The sequence below is a fragment of the Sphingobacterium siyangense genome, from assembly GCF_023277505.1.
Classification (GTDB): Bacteria; Bacteroidota; Bacteroidia; order Sphingobacteriales; family Sphingobacteriaceae; genus Sphingobacterium; species Sphingobacterium siyangense.
Genome location: NZ_CP080574.1, coordinates 6,328,624 through 6,347,177, shown reverse-complemented (window position 1 = coordinate 6,347,177; position 18,554 = coordinate 6,328,624). Strand labels below are relative to the sequence as shown.

Here is an 18,554-nt window from a genome sequence, read left to right as displayed (position 1 = left end):
ATGAGTGAATTAGTTTGGTTGATTCCCCTTTTGCCCTTAATCGGGTTTATAGTGAATGGATTGGGTAGGAATACCTTTTCCAAAGGTATGATAGGCGCTGTTGGCAGCGCTGTAGTGCTTATTTCTTTTGTATGTAGCTGCCTTCTGTTCTCTGAAGTTTACCAAGCGAGACAAGCTGGACAAGCAGGCATCGTTGAACAACATGTATTTGATTGGATTGCAGTGGGCAATCTCAAGATCGGTCTGTCCTTTTTGGTAGATCCGTTAAGTGCGATCATGCTCTTAATCGTTACGGGAATTGGTTTCCTTATCCATGTCTATTCTATTGGTTATATGCATCATGATAATGGATTTGGTAAGTTTTTCGCTTATTTGAATCTCTTTATCTTTTTTATGTTGCTATTGGTATTGGGATCCAATTACCTGGTCATGTTCATCGGTTGGGAAGGTGTAGGACTATGTTCTTATTTATTGATTGGCTTTTGGTATAAGAATAGTTCGTATGCAAATGCAGCAAAAAAAGCATTTGTGATGAATAGAATAGGGGATTTAGGTTTTCTGCTTGCGGTATTTTTAATACTTGGGACTTTTGGCTCCTTAGAATTTTCGACTGTATTTCCAGCGGCCAAGAATTTTGCTGTTGGTGATATCACAGTCGTTAGCATTACCATTTTGTTATTTATTGCTGCAACAGGTAAATCGGCGCAGATACCTTTGTTTACCTGGTTGCCAGATGCCATGGCTGGCCCGACACCCGTGTCGGCCCTGATCCATGCGGCGACGATGGTTACAGCCGGTATATATATGATTGCACGTTCCAATGTATTGTTTATCCTTTCACCGTTTACCTTGCAGCTCATTTCTGTCATAGCTATCTGTACAGCCCTGTTAGCTGCTGCGATTGCATTGACACAAAATGATATTAAGAAAGTCTTGGCTTATTCCACAGTTTCACAATTGGGCTATATGTTTCTTGGCCTCGGTGTCGGAGCATTTACTGGAGCGTTTTTCCATGTATTGACTCATGCCTTTTTCAAAGCGTTACTATTCTTAGGGGCCGGATCTGTTATACATGGTATGAGTGAGGAACAGGATATGCGTAAAATGGGCGGCTTGAAGAAAGCAATGCCTATTACTTATCTGACGATGTTGATGGGGACAATTGCGATTGCAGGAATTCCGCCATTCTCTGGCTTCTTCTCCAAAGACGAAATATTGGCGGGGGCTTTTGCCGCTAGTCCGGTCTTATGGGGTTTAGGTTTTATTGGCGCATTAATGACGGCATTCTATATGTTTAGGATGCTGTTTATGACCTTTTTTGGAACATTTCGTGGTACGGAAGAGCAAAAACATCATTTGCATGAATCTCCAAAGAGTATGACCATGCCACTCATTGTATTGGCTATACTTTCTGTGGTTGGAGGTGTGATCAACTTACCAGCTGTTTTGGGTGGTAATCATTGGCTTGAGGATTTCCTGGCGCCGGTGTTCTCAGAGGGAAAAGCAATAATGCCTGCAACTCATCATTTGGAACACAGTACTGAATATTTATTAATGGCCGTTTCTGTTGTTGGGGTATTGATTATGGTTGCTTTAGCCTTTAATAAGTATGTTAAACGACAACAGTTACCTGAAGCGGGAGAAGGTACCAGAAGTTTCTTGGCGAATTTATCTTACAATAAGTTTTACGTGGATGAACTTTATGATAGCATCATTGTACGTCCGATCAATTGGCTCTCGGCTTTCTTTGCGAATGTCGTGGATCAACGTGGGATTGACGGTGTTGTTAGCGGTGCTGGGAAAGCAACATTTGATACAGGAAAAGTATTGCGTTTGCTCCAGAATGGTAATGTTGGTTTTTATTTATTGATGATGGTAATTGGGGTGATTGCCATTTTCATCTATGGATTGTTGAGTCTTTAATTTTGGTATAATCGATGGATAACTTGTTTTTACTTATTTTATTGCCGTTAATAAGCGCATTGATTCTAACGTTCTTAAAGACCAATGCTGCAAAGTCTATTGCCTTGATTTTATCATTACTGTCTTTGGCTTTGACTATTCCTTTCCTTTGTACTTTTGACGCAAATGGCGGAATGCAATTTGAACAAAATTGGCTATGGATTTCTTCATTGCATATTCATTTTCATATCGGCGTTGATGGAATTAGCTTGCCGTTGATCTTATTGACGAATGGGCTGATGCCTTTAATTATTGCCACAACCTTTAAGAAGGATTATAAAGGAAACTTTTATGCTTTAATGGCTTTTATGCAAGCGGGCTTATTGCTCGTATTTATGGCCTTGGATGCGTTTACTTTTTATGTAGGCTGGGAGATTGCCTTGATTCCGATTTATTTTATTTGTGCACTTTGGGGTGAAGGAGATCGTATTCGCGTAAATTTGAAATTCTTTATTTATACTTTTTTGGGTAGCCTTTTGATGTTGATCGGTATTCTTTATCTCTATCAACAAGTGCCCAATCGTGATTTTGAATGGACTTCATTTATTGCATTAGATTTGGGGGAAAATACACAGCGATGGTTATTTTGGGCTTTTTTTGTTGCTTTCGCCATCAAAATACCAATTTTTCCTTTTCATACTTGGCAACCCAATACGTATACAAACGCACCTGCAGCAGGCACGATGTTATTGGCGGGTATCATGCTCAAAATGGGGGTTTATGGTTTAATGCGTTGGCTATTGCCTATCGCACCAGCAGGTGTTGCTCTATACGGACATTTTGCAATGATCTTATGCGTTATTGGGATCGTTTATGCTTCCATTATTGCAATTAAACAAGATGATGTGAAGCGATTGATCGCATATTCATCAATAGCCCACGTTGGTTTAATTAGTGCTGGTGTCTTTACATGGAATACCAATGGCCTGAGTGGAGCAACTATTCAAATGTTAAATCACGGTATTTCTGTGATAGGACTTTTTTATGTGTTGGATATTATACAGCAACGCACACAGACACGTCGTCTTACTGAGCTTGGTGGAATAGCAAGCAAGGCGCCTCGGTTGGCCATCTTCTTTATGATTATTTGTATGGGAGCAGTGGGGTTACCATTAACAAATGGATTTATTGGTGAGTTTTTATTATTGAAAGGGGTCTTTCAATATGGATTTTGGTTTGCTGTTTTTGCGGGTTTAACCTTAATTCTGGGTGCAGTTTATATCCTTAGGCTTTATCAAGGAACGATGCTGGGAGAAACGACCGAAAGAACTATACAATTTGAAGATGTAAAAGGAACGGAACTTATTGTATTGACAGTGGTCTCTGTCTTGATCCTTTATATTGGTATATTCCCTAATTTCCTATTGAACCTTTCTGCAGGTTCTGTGGAAGTTTTAAGTACATTTTTAGGCAGATAATAGATATATTTAATTGTATGGGTGCAATAATTACACTTTCGATATTAGCATTAGTCGTCCTTTACCTTGGTTTATTCAAGATGAAATCTATGCTGCTGCCTGTTTCTATTCTTGGCTTCTTGGTCGCTATTGGTTTCTTATGGAATGACTGGACTTCTACCAGCGGACCTCTTTTTAGTGGGATGGTTCATTTTGATCATTATGCTATTGCTTTCTCGATCTTATGTATCGCAGTTACCTTGTGCATCTTTGTAATCTCAAAGGGATATTTTGATGAGGAGGGACAAATTGCGGAGTATTATTCATTATTGATTTTCTCTCTCACAGGTGCTGTTCTTGTGAATAGTTATCATAATTTTTCAATGCTTTTTTTAGGTATTGAAATTATGTCTGTAGCGCTTTATATTTTGGTCGGTATACGTAAAAGAGACAAAGCATCAAATGAAGCTGCATTAAAGTACTTTTTGATGGGAGCTTTCTCTACTGGGTTTCTGCTGTTTGGTATTGCCCTATTATACGGTGCTACCGGATCATTTGATTTAAGTGAAATCAAAAACTATGTCGTCAATAACCCGCATGCAATTTCGCCTTTGTTTTATGGAGGTATATTGCTCCTCATTGTGGGACTGACGTTCAAGGTGGGGGCTGTTCCCTTTCATTTCTGGACACCTGATGTTTATGATGGGGCTCCGATACTGATTACGAGTTATATGAGTACGGTCGTTAAAGTTGCTTCGTTCGCCGGATTGTTACGTTTATTCAGTTATAGTCTATTGCCTTTACAAGATTTTTGGACTCCGGTTTTCTTAGTGATCGCTGTTCTCACCTTATTTGTTGGAAATATTTCTGCATTAATGCAATCTTCCTTCAAACGTATGCTTGCTTATTCAAGTGTTTCGCATGCTGGGTATATGTTATTTGCGATTGTAGCAGTAGGGGCCACTTCGGCTAATAGTATCTTTGCTTATGGCCTTGCCTATTCGCTGGCAACCATTGTTGCCTTTACGGGATTGATCCTTGTAAAGAAAACGACCGGCTCTGAGCATTTTGAAGCTTTTAATGGCTTGGGTAAACGAAATCCTTTGCTCGCATTTGCTATCACGATAGCCATGCTTTCTCTTGCGGGAATACCACTGACAGCTGGATTTATCGGTAAGTTTATGATGTTTTCTTCTGTTATGGAAAATTATCATATTGTTTTGCTCGTATTGGCGGTAATCAATGCAGGCATTGCCGTGTATTACTACTTAAAAGTTGTCGTTGCGATGTACTTTAGAGACAGTGACGAATCCTGTGTCAATGTGCAGTGGAATTATTCATTGGTATTATTCCTTGCCGTAATGCTTACCATCTTAATTGGGGTATATCCAGACTGCCTTTTAAAATTAATATAAAGTTTCTGTTAAAATACTTGTTGTTTATTAGAGCATGGCGATTTCGCTGTGCTTTTTTTATTTTTATTGGTATAACTCTTGCATACAAATTGTATATTGTAAAAAAGAAATCCTATCAAATTGCAGATGGCGTTTAAAGTGTGTGTTAAATCTTTTTCGATTCATGTTTTATGTGTGTTACTTTTCTTCGTTATCTGCGAACAAGTAATTGCACAGGACTTTATTCGTGGAAAGGTCGTTGATGCACAAACAGGCAACGGCATTTCAAGGGTTTCAATCAACTGGCTTGGGGAAGATCGCGGTGGTAGCAGCGATACCCTTGGGTATTTTAAGATTCAAGATATCAAGAAATACAGACAGCTTGTATTTGGAGCAGTGGGGTATGAGCGGCGGACAGTGGATGTTCGTCGGTTACAAGATTCTATGTTGACGGTGCATTTAATTGCCTCGAATAATACATTAGAGGAGGTCGTGGTCAATAGAAAAAACAAAAAGCCTAAAGATCCAGCTATTGCACTGATCGAACAGGTGATAGCACATCGACCACAAAATCATTATACCCGTATACCTGAAATTCGTTTTGACGAATATGAGAAGACGCAATTTGGTTTTGTCAATCCTGAGGATAAAGCGAAAAAATTTCCGAAACCATTCCGATTCCTCTTTGAAAATGTCGATTCTACAGCTTTTAGGGGGCAGACCATTGCACCCTTTTATTTGGAAGAAAACTATGCCAATATCTATTCATCCCATAATCCAGATCGTAGTAAGAAGATTGTCATCAGCCACAATCAGACCGAATTAAATCCACGCTTTTTTAACAATGATAATTGGCAGACACGGTTCCAGACGATACTCCGTGATGTTGATCTCTATGATAATACAATTCAGATCACGAACAAAGGAGTCTTAAGTCCAATTGCTTCCGGTGCTACAGCGTTTTATAGGTACAAAATTCAAGATACGATAAAGATCGAGGGGAAGGATTATATTGAACTCCATTTTGAAGGTAAATCGGAAATTGATCTGCTCTTCTATGGTGATCTACTGATCTCAGATGATACAAGGTATGCGGTTCATCGCGCGACATTGAATATCGGACGTACTGCAAATATCAATTGGATAAATGACGTGCAGATAGATCTCAGCTATAGCGAATTTAAAAACGGTAGCATGTTTCCCGTTCATGCAGACCTGAAAATGTTATTTGGCGGGAGCAAGTCGGATGTATTGTATGGGCGCAGGGAAACCCAATACTTAGGACATCGCACCGATTCTATTTCGAATGAGAATTTTGCTGGTGTACCTGTTGAAAAAAGGTATCTCCTCCAGTCCGCACCGCATGTACCCATAGTAGGGGTCAGACCAAGCCCATTAAGCCATGCTGAAGTAGGGGCATATCAAAAAGTTGATTCGGTACAGAATATGCGTTCTTTTAATCAGTTAGTAGCATTGGGCTATTTATTGGCAAAGGGGTATTATAATGCCGGGAAAGTTGAGTTTGGTCCACTGGAATATCTTTATAGCCGTAATAATTACGAAGGGAATCGTTTTAGGATGAGTGGTCGAACAACACGCTTGTTTTCGGAAAAAGCCTACATTGAAGGATACACAGCCTATGGTGATAAAGACAAGGCGCTAAAATACTACCTGAGTACGGCACTTACTTTAAATGGAGAACGTATTGTTCAGTTTCCAGCAAATTATTTGCGCTTTACCGTACAGCACGACGTTATGGAACCGGGGCGAGGTTTGGGTTTTTTAAAAGGAGATGGTTTCTTCCGTTCTTTTGGAAAAAACAGGCCTAATAAATGGCAGTTTAATGATATCTATCGTATCGATCATCTGATCGAATTTGGGAACCATATTAGTGTAGGAACGGCATTTACACATACCCGCAGACAACCTCGCGGTGATTTGTTTTATATCAATAGTCTACCTTCACCCGATACAGTCCGCCAAGTAAATACAAATGATCTACAGCTAATTTTGCGTTGGGCTCCGAATGAAGAATTTACTTATCATAATCTCGATAGGGGAACAGTAGAAAATAAATATCCCATTTTTACCCTGCAATATAATAAAGGCCTGAAAGGATTTTGGGGGGCAGATTATAGCTATGATGCGCTGCGGTTCAGTGTGTTCAAACGATTGTTCTTATCGCCAGCAGGACAGGCTGATTTTGAATTCTCAGGCGGGAGAATTTGGGGGAAACACCTGCCTTATACCTTACTGGAACTTCCAGAAGTCACTAAAGATAAGCAAGGACCGTTAGTGAATTTTGACTTGATGGCGACCTCGGAATTTGTTTCAGACCAGTTTTTGAAATTGACTTATTACCACAATTGGAATGGTTTCTTTTTTAATAGAATTCCTTTGTTCAGACGGTTAAAGTGGCGTGAAGTAGCAGGATTTAAGGCTTTTTATGGAAAGTTAAGCGATGCCAACAATCCCTTTTTTACGCCCGAAAATATTCAGTTTGAAGCGGACAAAGATGGTATTATTCAAACAAAAGCCGTGCGTAACAAACCTTATGTAGAAGGACTTGTGGGGGTGGATAATATCTTTAAATTGATTAGATTAGAGTATAAAAAGAGATTAAGCTATAAAGGCGGTGAAGGTGTACCTTCTGATACTTTTACGGCATCCTTACATTTTAATTTTTAGCAATTATGGTTCAATATTCAAATTTAAAGTATGCCATTAAAGATAGTATTGGCTATGTTATCATTAATCGCGAACCGCAACTGAATGCCCTAAATCAGGAAACACTTGATGAATTGCAAGATATCTTCAAACATTTCAATTCCGATGATCATGTAAGGGGTATTATCCTGACCGGCGCTGGACATAAAGCATTTGCCGCGGGCGCGGATATCAAGGAATTTGTGGATCTGTCTGTAATTCAGGCGCGATGGCTTAGTGAAAGAGGACATATTATTTTTACGGATCTTATCGAAGCTTCTCCGAAGCCAGTTATTGCTGCTATAAATGGATATGCTTTGGGCGGAGGACTCGAGATGGCTTTAGCTTGCCATATCCGTATCGCTTCTGAAAATGCCAAAATGGGACTTCCGGAGGTTTCTTTGGGGCTGATTCCCGGTTACGGAGGTACGCAGCGCTTGCCCAAATTGATCGGAAAAGGACAGGCTATGCAAATGATTTTAACGGGCGATATGATTGATGCGCAGCGAGCTTATGAACTAGGACTGGTCAATGAGGTGATCGCACAGGATAAACTAATTGCTCGAGCGGAGGAAATACTCCAAAAGATATTTACCCGCTCGCGTGTTGCGGTGGCAAATGCTATTGCAGCCATTAACGCCGCTGAAGATAAACAACAGAATGGGAATAAGGTGGAAATGGATGCCTTTGGACATCTGTTCGGAACAGACGATTTCAAAGAAGGTGTTTCAGCATTTTTAGCGAAAAGGACACCCAATTTTGAATAATGCCGCAATACTTCGTTAAATGCTATACGTTGTGCATTGGCAGGTTGGAATGTCGATGAAGAGATGAGATAGCGCCAAGAAAAGATGTTCGGATGGAGAGCCAATCGTTTATAACCAATCGTTTAGAGGTAATTGGTCAGGATGGCTTATGAATCTGGATCTGAAAGGTTTAACTGCCATTATTTTTGATATTTTTTTCGGTATTCTTGTGGCGACATTTTCATTTCTCGTGTAAACGCTTTTGAAAAATGAAAGGGATCATAAAAGTGGAGTTTAAATGCGATTTCTTTAATCTTGAGTAGCGTAAATTGCAAGTAAGAGCAAGCTCTTTGCATCCGTAGTTGATTGTAATACACCATGGGGGGGTAAGACGTTTTCTGCTTGAACAAGTTAATAAGATGTGATTTAGAATAGTTGAAATGTGCGGCAATCTCTTCCAAATTGATATTGTTCTCCAGATTGTCTTTCATAAATATAATGATGTCCTGTATGATATTATCTACTTGAATTCGGTTGCTTTCTCTAAACTGCGCCTGATATTGAATAGAGGCTAAAAAATATTGAAAGCAAAAACTTGTATACTCCAAATTTTCTGGGCTGTATCCCATTTCGAGATTCTTGTAGATGCTCTCAAAAAGCTGAATACGGTTGGCATGTTTGTTTGGGTCGGAATCAGTTATGTGGATGACTTGACCCATGATATGTTTAAAAAGTGCCGCATCTGTCCCGGCGAAATGAATCCAATAGATACTCCAGGGATCATTTGATTTTGCGCCATAGCAATGTGCACTATCTCTCGGTATGATATATATATCATTTCTATTGAGGTTGTGCGTTGTATCATCCTGTTTTATCCAACCACTTCCTTTTTCGCAATAAATCAGAATATATTCCTTGCATCCTTCCTGACGATCGCGATAATGTTTTTTTGCATTGGGATAATAGCCGATATGTGTGATGTGTAATTTTGTTGTGATGTTATTGTCTGTCTGGTAGTTGCATACGGCATAGGGAAGGACAATTGCCTTTTCTCCTTTGAATCCTTCAGCGATGACATCTTGGTTTTGTTTCATAAATCGAGCTTGTTTTTGGTTATCCTTATAAAAATAGTAATATTTTACATGTTTATCGTGTTCACTTACATGATTCTCCCCAAGTAATCCATTACTTTTACCTAAGTAAATCTAAATATGTAAACTCTTATGCAAAAGACTGCAACAACCTATCTGCTATTGATCACTTTTGTGGCTGCTATTGGTGGATTTCTATTTGGATATGATTGGGTAGTTATTGGAGGTGCGAAACCATTTTACGAAGCTTATTTTCATTTGGAATCCGATCCTGCATTGCAGGGATGGGCCATGTCTTCGGCGATTGTGGGAAGCTTTGTTGGTGTATTGCTCTCGGGGGGACTGGCAGATCGCTATGGTCGAAAACCACTGATTTATACAGCCGCAATTTTATTTATAATTTCTGCATTGGGAACCGGCATGGCGTCCGAACTTGATACCTTTATTATTTATCGGATTTTGGGCGGGATAGGTATTGGTGTAGCCTCCAATTTGGCTCCGATGTATATCGCGGAAATCGCCCCTGCGGAAAGTCGGGGAAAATTTGTATCGGTCAATCAATTAACCATTGTACTGGGCATACTTGCAGCGCAAGTGGTCAATTGGCTCATTGCAAAGCCCATTTTAGCTGGAGAATCTATTCTAGAAACCTGGAATGGGCATGAGGGGTGGAGATGGATGTTTTGGGCAGGAGCGATCCCAGCGGTCGTTTTTTTAGTGCTGCTTTTCCTGATTCCCGAAAGCCCCCGTTGGTTGTATACGAAAGGGAGGCATGAACAGGCAAAGCGTGTGTTTTTACGCATGGGTGGAGATGAATATGCAGCAGAAAATATACGATCTATTGCCGAGGCGGCTGAACTAAATCAGGGTAAAGCCCGAAAAAGAAATTTATTCCAGGGCAAGTTGCTGCGGTTGTTGTTGCTCGGGAGTTTTATTGCGGTCTTTCAGCAATGGTGTGGGATTAATGTTATTTTTAATTATGCCCAAGAAATTTTTACGGCTGCTGGATATACCGTTTCGGGGATGCTTTTCAATATTATTATCACTGGAGTGATCAATGTAATTTTTACATTCATCGGCATGTATCTGGTCGATCGAATTGGTCGCCGTGCATTGATGCTCTTCGGATCAGCAGGGCTTTTTGTGATTTATATTGCCCTAGGGGCTTGTTATTATTTCAATTGCAGTGGCATTTTCGTGCTTCTTCTTGTGTTAGCCGGAATTGCGGTGTATGCGATGACTTTGGCACCTGTTACTTGGGTAATCATCGCCGAAATATTCCCTACCGCTGTAAGGGCGCAGGCGATGGCGATCGCGACATCATTACTATGGATTGCATGTTTTGTGCTCACTTATACTTTTCCTTTACTGAATCAAAATCTGGGCGCAGCTGGTACATTCTGGCTGTATGGTGGAGTCTGTTTTATCGGTTATCTGTTTCTATGGAGCCGACTGAAAGAGACCAAAGGAAAAAGCTTAGAAGAAATTGAACAAGAACTTGAAAGATAATTGGCACTAGGATAATCAACTCGACCTATATAAACCTATTAGCGTATTAAGAAAATGACAGAATTGACGCGTTACCTCATAAAATCAACAGTTGACCAGAAAGGGATCGTAAAAGCATGGGAGGAGCAGGTTGCGATTCCAACATACGAGATTGGGACGATGGAGAAGAATCCCATATTTGCCGAAAAGCGCGTATACCAAGGTAGCTCGGGGGTAGTATATCCCTATCCGATCATAGAGAAAATTAGCGATCAGAAGCGAAACAAGATCTATCAAGCGCTATTTCTTGAAAATGAATATATCAAGGTGATGATTCTTCCAGCTTTAGGTGGACGGGTTCATATGGCTTATGATAAAGTTCGAGAACGACATTTCGTTTACTATAATGAAGTTATCAAGCCCGCTTTGGTTGGGCTCACTGGTCCTTGGATTTCCGGAGGGATTGAATTTAATTGGCCCCAGCATCATAGACCGACTACATTTATGCCCACAGAGCATTTAATCGAACACAACAGCGATGGAAGTATTACGGTTTGGTGCAACGAAATCGAGCGTATGTTTCGGATGAAGGCCATGCAGGGATTTACTTTGCATCCCGACAAAGCGTATCTGGAAATCAAGGTTCAGGTGTATAACCGGACAGCATTGCCACAAACTTTTCTGTGGTGGGCCAATCCGGCTGTTGTTGTGAATGACGACTATTATTCCGTGTTCCCTCCCGATGTCAATGCCGTTTTTGATCATGGAAAGCGAGAGGTCTCTTCTTTCCCGATTGCTACGGGAACCTATTACAAGTACGATTACTCGGGAGGTGTTGATATTGCACAATACAAAAATATTCCTGTTCCGACATCCTATATGGCCATTCAATCGAAATACAACTTCGTTGGCGGCTATGAGGCTGGTGCTACCAATGCGGGGATGTTACATGTGGCTGACCATCACATTTCACCTGGGAAAAAACAGTGGACCTGGGGAAATGGTGACTTTGGTGTCGCTTGGGATAGAAACCTGACAGATGAAAATGGACCATACATTGAATTGATGGCTGGTGTATATACAGATAATCAGCCTGATTTTGCTTGGTTACAACCTTACGAAGTGAAATCCTGGTCTCAGTATTTTATGCCATACGCAGAAGTCGGACAGGTGAAAAATGCAACAAAAGATGCGGTGCTCAATATGGAGGTTAGGGAGCAGACTGCTCACATTGTCTTGTATACAACAGGGAGGTATGAAAGTATACGTGTTTTGTTACGTAATACGGCCGGTAAAATCTATTTGGACGAACAAGTGACTTGTTCTCCTCGGAATATTTATACCCAAAGTGTTGCTGGATTGGACAGTGTACCAACCGAACTCATATTGACTGTGTATGATAAAAATAACCATGAAATATTGGTCTACCAGCAAGAACAGCCGAAGGATGCTGAAGATATACCCAAACCAGCACAGGCAGCATTGCTGCCCGAAGACATTTGTTCTATCGAAGAATTGTTTTTGACAGGACAGCATCTGGAGCAGTACCGACATGCAACTTATAATCCATTGGATTATTATAAGGAGGCTCTGCGACGTGAACCGAACGACATCAGATGTAATAATGCAATGGGCGCTTTCTTGTTGCGGAACGGTAAGATAGAGGAGTCCATTACTTATTTTGAGACCGCGATCGCTCGCGCTACGGAACGTAATCCCAATCCTTATGATGGAGAACCTTACTACAACCTTGGTGTAGCTCTGCAACTATCTGGGGATCTGAATGGGGCATATGCAGCTTTCTACAAAGCAACATGGAATGCCGCGTGGAAGGATTCTGGCTATTTTGGCTTGGCACAAATAGATGCCAAGAGAGGTGATTGGAAAGCTGCTTTGGGAAAAATAGATCAGTCATTGAGCAGAAACTGGTATCACCATAAAGGAAGACAGCTGAAGGCCTCTATTTTAAGAAAAATCGGGGCAAAAGATGCTGCTTTAGCATGGATTCAAGAATCAATGGAATTGGATCCGTTTAATATGGGCTGTCGATTCGAATGGTACCTGTTAACACAAGAAGAATCGATATTTTCTCCTATTCTCGATTTAGCGCGCGTTAATATTCATAGTGCGATAGAATATGCATTGGATTTTGCTCATGCCGGTCTGTATGAAGAAGCATCTTTACTCCTTGAAAAAACTATTGAAGACGTAACCTTAGTTTACCCTATGGTATATTATACACTAGGGTATTTTGCGACTCATCTGGGCTTGCATGACAAGGCAAAAACGTATTGTGATCAAGCCGCCGTTATGGATCCGACTTATTGTTTTCCAAATCGTTTTGAAGAGATTGCAATTCTCCGACATGCCCTAGTTTTAAATAGTGCTGACGCAAAGGCCTCGTATTATTTGGGCAATCTTTGGTATGGTAAAAGACAGCATCAGGATGCTGTTGACTGTTGGGAGCATGCTATCCAATTGGATGGACAGTTTCCTACCGTTTATCGTAATTTGGCCTTAGCTTATTATAATCGGATAAACAAGAAGAAAGAAGCCTTGCCCCTATTGGAGAGCGCATTTTCATTGGATGAAACTGATGCACGTTTACTCATGGAGCTTCATCAGCTCTACAAGAAGGAGGGACGCTCTTACAAAGAAAGGTTGGCCCTGCTCGATCGATATCCGGATTTGGTGATGCTTAGAGATGATCTATTCTTGGAGCGGATCACCCTGTTTAATCTCTTGGGTGAATATGAGAGCGCGAAAACGTTGCTTGCTTCCCGGCAGTTTAAGCCCTGGGAAGGAGGGGAAGGTAAGGTCTCTCGTCAATACACCATATGTCAGCTGGAATTGGCCAAAAAATCGATACTGCAAAACGAGCCGCAACAGGCGCTTTCCTTGCTAAAGGCGCTTGATTATTATCCACATAACCTTGGTGAAGGTAAGCTGATTACAATGGAAGAAAACGATGTTCACTATTATAAGGGACTCGTCTATCGTTTATTGGGGATGGACGAAGAAGCTAAAGTTTATTTCTATAAAGCAACAGAAGGTGCTGATGAACCCCAGCAGGCCCTTTTCTATAATGATCCACAACCAGATAAGATATTTTATCAAGGTTTAGCCTGGCATGAGCTTGGTGATCCAGTGCGAGCTGAACAACGTTTTCAATGTTTAATTGATCATGGAAAGTTATTTATTGACAAGCCCTTCAAAATAGATTATTTTGCAGTTTCCTTGCCTGATATGGATATTTGGGAGGAAGATCTGGATCATAAGAATAAAATACATTGTTTGTATGTCATGGGATTGGGGTATTTGGGGAATGGAGATCGTGCTTTGGCAATGGATTATTTAGCACAAGTCCAGCAGTTGGAACCCAATCACCAAGGGAGCCAGGCTATTATGTATTCTTTCTTAGGTGAAACTTCTTTAAAGAATTAATTCAGTATGTATCGCTATATCATTGTATTCGTCGTTCTATTTCAAAGTTATACGGTCTGGGCAGATGGACTAAATCGTCTTGATCTTGCAGGAGAGTGGAAAGTTCGGCTTGATCCCGAAGATGTCGGTATCGAGCGTGGCTGGGCTGGTAAATCGTTCGAAACATCGATTAAATTACCAGGAACAACAGATGATGCGGGTTTAGGAGTCGTAAATACATTGACACCTGCTCTTGCCAAACCTCAGCTTTCGCATCTAACGCGAACACATCGTTATGTGGGGGCAGCATGGTATACACGGGAACTTTCAATCCCGGCAGGTTGGGCAGGTAAAGAGATGATCTTAACCCTCGAGCGTGTTCTTTGGGAGTCTATGGTTTGGATCGATGGGATAGCAGTAGTACAAAAGCAACGTAGCCTTGTCAGTCCGCATGAGTTTGACTTAAGTTCCCTACTGAAAGCAGGAAAGAAGCATCGGTTGACAATCCGCATAGATAACAGGAAGAAGCTCCCAATTAGCGTTGATGATATGGCGCATGCTTATACCGATCACACCCAAATTATTTGGAATGGTATTCTTGGAAAGATTGCTATTCAGGCCTACGATGCGGTGCGTCTGAAGTCTGTGTATGCGAGCCCTAATCTAGCGAAAAAGGAAATCAATCTGCAGATCAATCTCCGTAATAGACTTGCAAAGGCCGTTGTCGGTAAACTGAAAATAAAGGTAAAAGACAAAATGGGGTCCCTAACACCAGTTGAAAGAACCATTCAGCTGTCGCCAGGGGATTCAGCGATCAATCTAAACTACCTTCTTGGTGACAAACTGAAACTTTGGAGCGAATTTTCACCGCATTTGTACGACATCAGTCTGGAATTGAAAACCATAGATGCCGTATCAACATTGAGTACCTCAATAGGTATGCGTGAGCTTTCTACAGATGGGACCATGCTAAAAGTCAATGGTGAGCCTTTATTTTTGAGGGGAACATTGGAATGCAGTATCTTTCCGTTAACGGGACATCCGCCGATGGATAAGGCCGGTTGGAGAAAAGTCTTTGTGACAGCGCGCGAATGGGGGTTAAATCATCTGAGGTTTCATTCATGGTGTCCTCCTGAGGCGGCCTTTGCTGTTGCTGACGAATTGGGATTCTATCTTCAAATTGAGTTGCCAATCTGGGAGAATAATCTTGGTAAAGATGAGGGAGTGATGAATTTTCTCTATGAAGAGGCCGATCGAATAATGCAGACTTATGGAAATCATCCGTCCTTTTGTTTTTGGAGTATGGGTAATGAGTTGAGTGGTGATTTCAATGCGCTGAATGCGCTGGTAAAATACGTAAAGGAAAAAGACAAACGGCATCTTTATACGGCAACTTCTTTTACATTCCAGCAAGGGCATGGTGTGAAGGAAGAACCCTATGATGATTATCTGATTACCCAGTGGACAGCCAGGGGCTGGGTGCGGGGACAAGGTGTATTTAATAGCGAAGCACCTACATTCAATAAAAACTACAGCAATTCTTTGGAAGGAATTTCGATTCCGGTCGTAACGCACGAAATTGGACAATATGCTGTCTATCCCAATCTCGCCGAAATCAAAAAATATAAAGGTGTTTTAAAACCGTTAAACTTCATTTCTGTAGCAGAAGATCTAAAACAAAAAGGATTATTACATAAGGCCAGCGCATATACGATGTCCTCAGGAAAATTGGCAGCTATGCTGTACAAAGAGGAGATGGAAAGAGCGTTGAAGACACCGGGTATCAGTGGTTATCAGCTCCTTGATCTTCACGATTTCCCTGGTCAGGGAACGGCATTGGTGGGCTTATTAGATGCTTTTTGGGACAGCAAACATATTCTCTCAGCGGCAGAATTTCGACAATTTAGCGCTCCAGTAGTGCCTTTGCTCCAGTTTGCGAAAGCTGTATATACCAACGATGAAACGTTCAAAGCTTCTATAGATGTGAGTAATTATGGACAGGAGATTTTGAAGAATCAGGGGATTAGTTGGTTCCTGAAAGATGCGGGACAAATAGTCGCACAGGGACATTTTCAGTCAACCATTGGAAAGGGACATCAAGGCAATGTGGGGCATTTAGAAGTACCATTACAAACAATTGGACAGGCGAAGAAATTGACGATTCAACTTAAACTTGAGGGTACTTCATACGAAAATCATTGGAATATTTGGGTGTATCCTCAAAAGGTGGCCGTTGATTTTGGGGAAGTTAGCTATACGCGCGAATTGGAGGAAGCAATGCACTTGCTGAAAGAAGGGAAAAAAGTACTTTTAAATCCCGATTGGAAGAAAATAAACGGTATTGAAGGGAAGTTCGTTCCTGTTTTTTGGAGTCCGGTACATTTTCCAAAACAGGCCGGTACAATGGGCTTGCTTTGTGACCCTAAACATCCTGTATTTGCCGATTTCCCAACAGATAATCATACAGATTGGCAATGGTGGGATCTCCAAATTAAATCAACTACGATGATTACGGATCAGGTCAAAGGTGGACATGCAGTTGTAGAGCTCATTGATAACTTTGCCAATAATAGAAGATTAGCATCTCTTTTTGAAGGGACGGTAGGATCAGGCAAGCTGATGATCGCTTCGTTTGATCTAGAGGCGGATCTAGCCAACAGGCCCGTTGCAAGACAGCTGTTGAGCTCCATCTTAACGTATATGAACAGTACAAAGTTTAGGCCTAAAGTGATCGAAAATCCAGCGATTCTATCGCAGGTGTTGCGCTACAAAGAAGCGCAAGAAAAATCCGAACCCAAAGAGATCTATTAGTTAGAAGATCGCTTTGGAAAAATTTAACGCATCAGCCTAAGGCTAATCGTTCAACTTCATCCGCTATTGCAGAATTATATGCCAAAGGTCTGTGACAGGATACATCCTGTTACAGACCTTTGGCATAAATCAATTATAGACTAACTTTCGATCTGATATAGTTGAAGGCCACTCCATTTTCCGGAGTAACTTTTTTATATTCCTGCAGTTTAAAGGCTTATGGTGATTCTGTTGTTACTATCAAGTGCCTGTTATACTATTTTTCTAGTTAAATCGTTTTCAATTTAATCATGCGGATTTCTTTTCTTTAGACTAACAGAAGTGAAAAATGACAAATAATGAATTAAGGACGCTTGCTGAATTTTCACGTAAAGGTGAAATCGCGGAGATGGAACGGATTGTTGCAGAAGCAAATAATAGAGTTGACTTTCACGATTACGAATTGAATAGTTTAGTGAGCCAATTGATTAGAGCCCAGCATTATGGAGTCTTGGATCATTTTGTAAAAAAAGGACTAATCTCAACTGATCTATACGATTATGATCGTTTTAGCACATCCGTGATTAATACGCTATTCAAACCTCAGATTGCATCCGAAGTGCAGCTTGAAGCCCATTTAATTTGGATGAAAGGCTATTTAGCACAGATAGATGATATCAACGAAGAAGTAGGTGGCATTACTTTATTGGAATATGCATTACAGGAAAATGTGGTTATTCCTTTCTTAAAGCTTATTTTTGAGGCAGGTGCCGACCTGCAGCGGATGGATCAGTATGGACAAACGTTGCTTTTTAAAGTTTGTAGCCTACGTATGCAGTCCAATGAACGTATTAGCGAGCTCGTAGACTGGCTGTTAGTTGAAGGTTTAGACCCGAATATCGGCAATGTTGAACAAAAAACAGCCCTGCACATGGCTGTTGATACATTGAAAACTGATGTTGTGATTAAATTACTCAATGCGGGAGCAGATCCAGGGCTAAAGGATTGGCATGGCGAAAGTTCATTTTATTATGCAGCAGTAAGGCATTTTAATCCAGATCTGCTCGTTCCCCTTCTCAATTATGGAAGTCCAGATTTTCATAGCGTCAATAAACAAGGAGAAAACCTACTCAATGCATTCCTTCGCATGATGCATACTGATAGCGAGACTAATCTGAGTGTGCTGATCTTACTTTTGGAACATGGGGCAGATTTGACAGCTGCATCACTTTGGTATCAGAAAGAAAAAACAGGCGTAGATTGGCTAGCAGAAAAATCAGTCCTAGTTGTACAGGAAATTATGGACAGAGGATATCTAGACCTCAGTTATGCGGATAACGAGGGTAATACACTATTGCATAAAATTTGTCAAGTAAACCTCAATTACGATGAAAATAGAGCCCGAGACCTTTATAAAAAAGTAAAATATCTTGTCGGTGAAGGAATCGATCCTCAATTGGAAAATATAATGGATAAAAAAGCTGTCGATTATGCTATGGAGGATAATATAAAGGTAAAGACAGTCGAATGGTTATTAAAACAATAAAAAAACAGAAA

10 protein-coding genes are annotated in these 18,554 nt (G+C 40.8%); 9 read left to right on the top strand and 1 reads right to left on the bottom strand.

What is annotated here, in order from left to right:
- The 5 genes from nuoL to K2F45_RS26535 all read left to right on the top strand — a co-directional run bounded on the left by nuoL (nucleotide 1) and on the right by K2F45_RS26535 (nucleotide 8,226).
- Nucleotides 1-1,923, top strand: coding sequence for an NADH-quinone oxidoreductase subunit L (nuoL, locus tag K2F45_RS26555; RefSeq protein ID WP_248932722.1), 1,923 nt, complete (start codon nucleotides 1-3; stop codon nucleotides 1,921-1,923).
- Between the two features lie 14 nt (nucleotides 1,924-1,937).
- Complete coding sequence (locus K2F45_RS26550; RefSeq protein ID WP_075990300.1) at nucleotides 1,938-3,380, top strand: complex I subunit 4 family protein; 1,443 nt, start codon at nucleotides 1,938-1,940, stop codon at nucleotides 3,378-3,380.
- Nucleotides 3,381-3,397: 17 nt separating this feature from the next.
- The gene (locus tag K2F45_RS26545; RefSeq protein WP_075990299.1) at nucleotides 3,398-4,774 is read left to right on the top strand and encodes an NADH-quinone oxidoreductase subunit N; all 1,377 of its coding nucleotides are present in this window, start codon (nucleotides 3,398-3,400) and stop codon (nucleotides 4,772-4,774) included.
- Nucleotides 4,775-4,900: 126 nt separating this feature from the next.
- Entirely contained in the window at nucleotides 4,901-7,441 is a 2,541-nt protein-coding gene (locus K2F45_RS26540; RefSeq protein ID WP_248932721.1) for a DUF5686 family protein, read from the top strand.
- 5 nt (nucleotides 7,442-7,446) lie between these two features.
- A complete protein-coding gene (locus tag K2F45_RS26535; protein WP_248932720.1) occupies nucleotides 7,447-8,226 on the top strand; it encodes an enoyl-CoA hydratase/isomerase family protein in 780 nt (259 codons plus the stop codon).
- A 179-nt stretch (nucleotides 8,227-8,405) separates the two neighbouring features.
- Here K2F45_RS26535 and K2F45_RS26530 read toward each other — a convergent pair whose 3' ends face one another.
- The gene (locus K2F45_RS26530; RefSeq protein WP_248932719.1) at nucleotides 8,406-9,299 is read right to left on the bottom strand and encodes an AraC family transcriptional regulator; all 894 of its coding nucleotides are present in this window, start codon (nucleotides 9,297-9,299) and stop codon (nucleotides 8,406-8,408) included.
- 129 nt (nucleotides 9,300-9,428) lie between these two features.
- Between K2F45_RS26530 and K2F45_RS26525 the strand changes: the two genes are divergently transcribed.
- From K2F45_RS26525 to K2F45_RS26510, 4 genes are all read left to right on the top strand, one after another.
- On the top strand, nucleotides 9,429-10,805 hold the full coding sequence (locus K2F45_RS26525) for a sugar porter family MFS transporter (protein ID WP_248932718.1): 1,377 nt from the start codon (nucleotides 9,429-9,431) through the stop codon (nucleotides 10,803-10,805).
- Nucleotides 10,806-10,859: 54 nt separating this feature from the next.
- A complete protein-coding gene (locus K2F45_RS26520; protein ID WP_248932717.1) occupies nucleotides 10,860-14,228 on the top strand; it encodes a tetratricopeptide repeat protein in 3,369 nt (1,122 codons plus the stop codon).
- Nucleotides 14,229-14,234: 6 nt separating this feature from the next.
- Complete coding sequence (locus K2F45_RS26515) at nucleotides 14,235-17,018, top strand: sugar-binding domain-containing protein (RefSeq protein WP_248932716.1); 2,784 nt, start codon at nucleotides 14,235-14,237, stop codon at nucleotides 17,016-17,018.
- A 328-nt stretch (nucleotides 17,019-17,346) separates the two neighbouring features.
- Nucleotides 17,347-18,543, top strand: coding sequence for an ankyrin repeat domain-containing protein (locus K2F45_RS26510; RefSeq protein WP_075990292.1), 1,197 nt, complete (start codon nucleotides 17,347-17,349; stop codon nucleotides 18,541-18,543).
- Nucleotides 18,544-18,554 lie beyond the last annotated feature (11 nt).

Excerpts from the sequence above, each read along its gene's own strand:
- K2F45_RS26550 (WP_075990300.1), top strand. The coding sequence starts at position 1,938 with ATGGATAACTTGTTTTTACTTATTTTATTGCCGTTAATAAGCGCATTG.
- K2F45_RS26520 (WP_248932717.1), top strand. The coding sequence starts at position 10,860 with ATGACAGAATTGACGCGTTACCTCATAAAATCAACAGTTGACCAGAAA.
- K2F45_RS26545 (WP_075990299.1), top strand. The coding sequence starts at position 3,398 with ATGGGTGCAATAATTACACTTTCGATATTAGCATTAGTCGTCCTTTAC.
- K2F45_RS26540 (WP_248932721.1), top strand. The coding sequence starts at position 4,901 with ATGGCGTTTAAAGTGTGTGTTAAATCTTTTTCGATTCATGTTTTATGT.
- K2F45_RS26535 (WP_248932720.1), top strand. The coding sequence starts at position 7,447 with ATGGTTCAATATTCAAATTTAAAGTATGCCATTAAAGATAGTATTGGC.
- K2F45_RS26510 (WP_075990292.1), top strand. The coding sequence starts at position 17,347 with ATGACAAATAATGAATTAAGGACGCTTGCTGAATTTTCACGTAAAGGT.
- K2F45_RS26525 (WP_248932718.1), top strand. The coding sequence starts at position 9,429 with ATGCAAAAGACTGCAACAACCTATCTGCTATTGATCACTTTTGTGGCT.
- nuoL (WP_248932722.1), top strand. The coding sequence starts at position 1 with ATGAGTGAATTAGTTTGGTTGATTCCCCTTTTGCCCTTAATCGGGTTT.
- K2F45_RS26515 (WP_248932716.1), top strand. The coding sequence starts at position 14,235 with ATGTATCGCTATATCATTGTATTCGTCGTTCTATTTCAAAGTTATACG.
- K2F45_RS26530 (WP_248932719.1), bottom strand. The coding sequence starts at position 9,299 with ATGAAACAAAACCAAGATGTCATCGCTGAAGGATTCAAAGGAGAAAAG.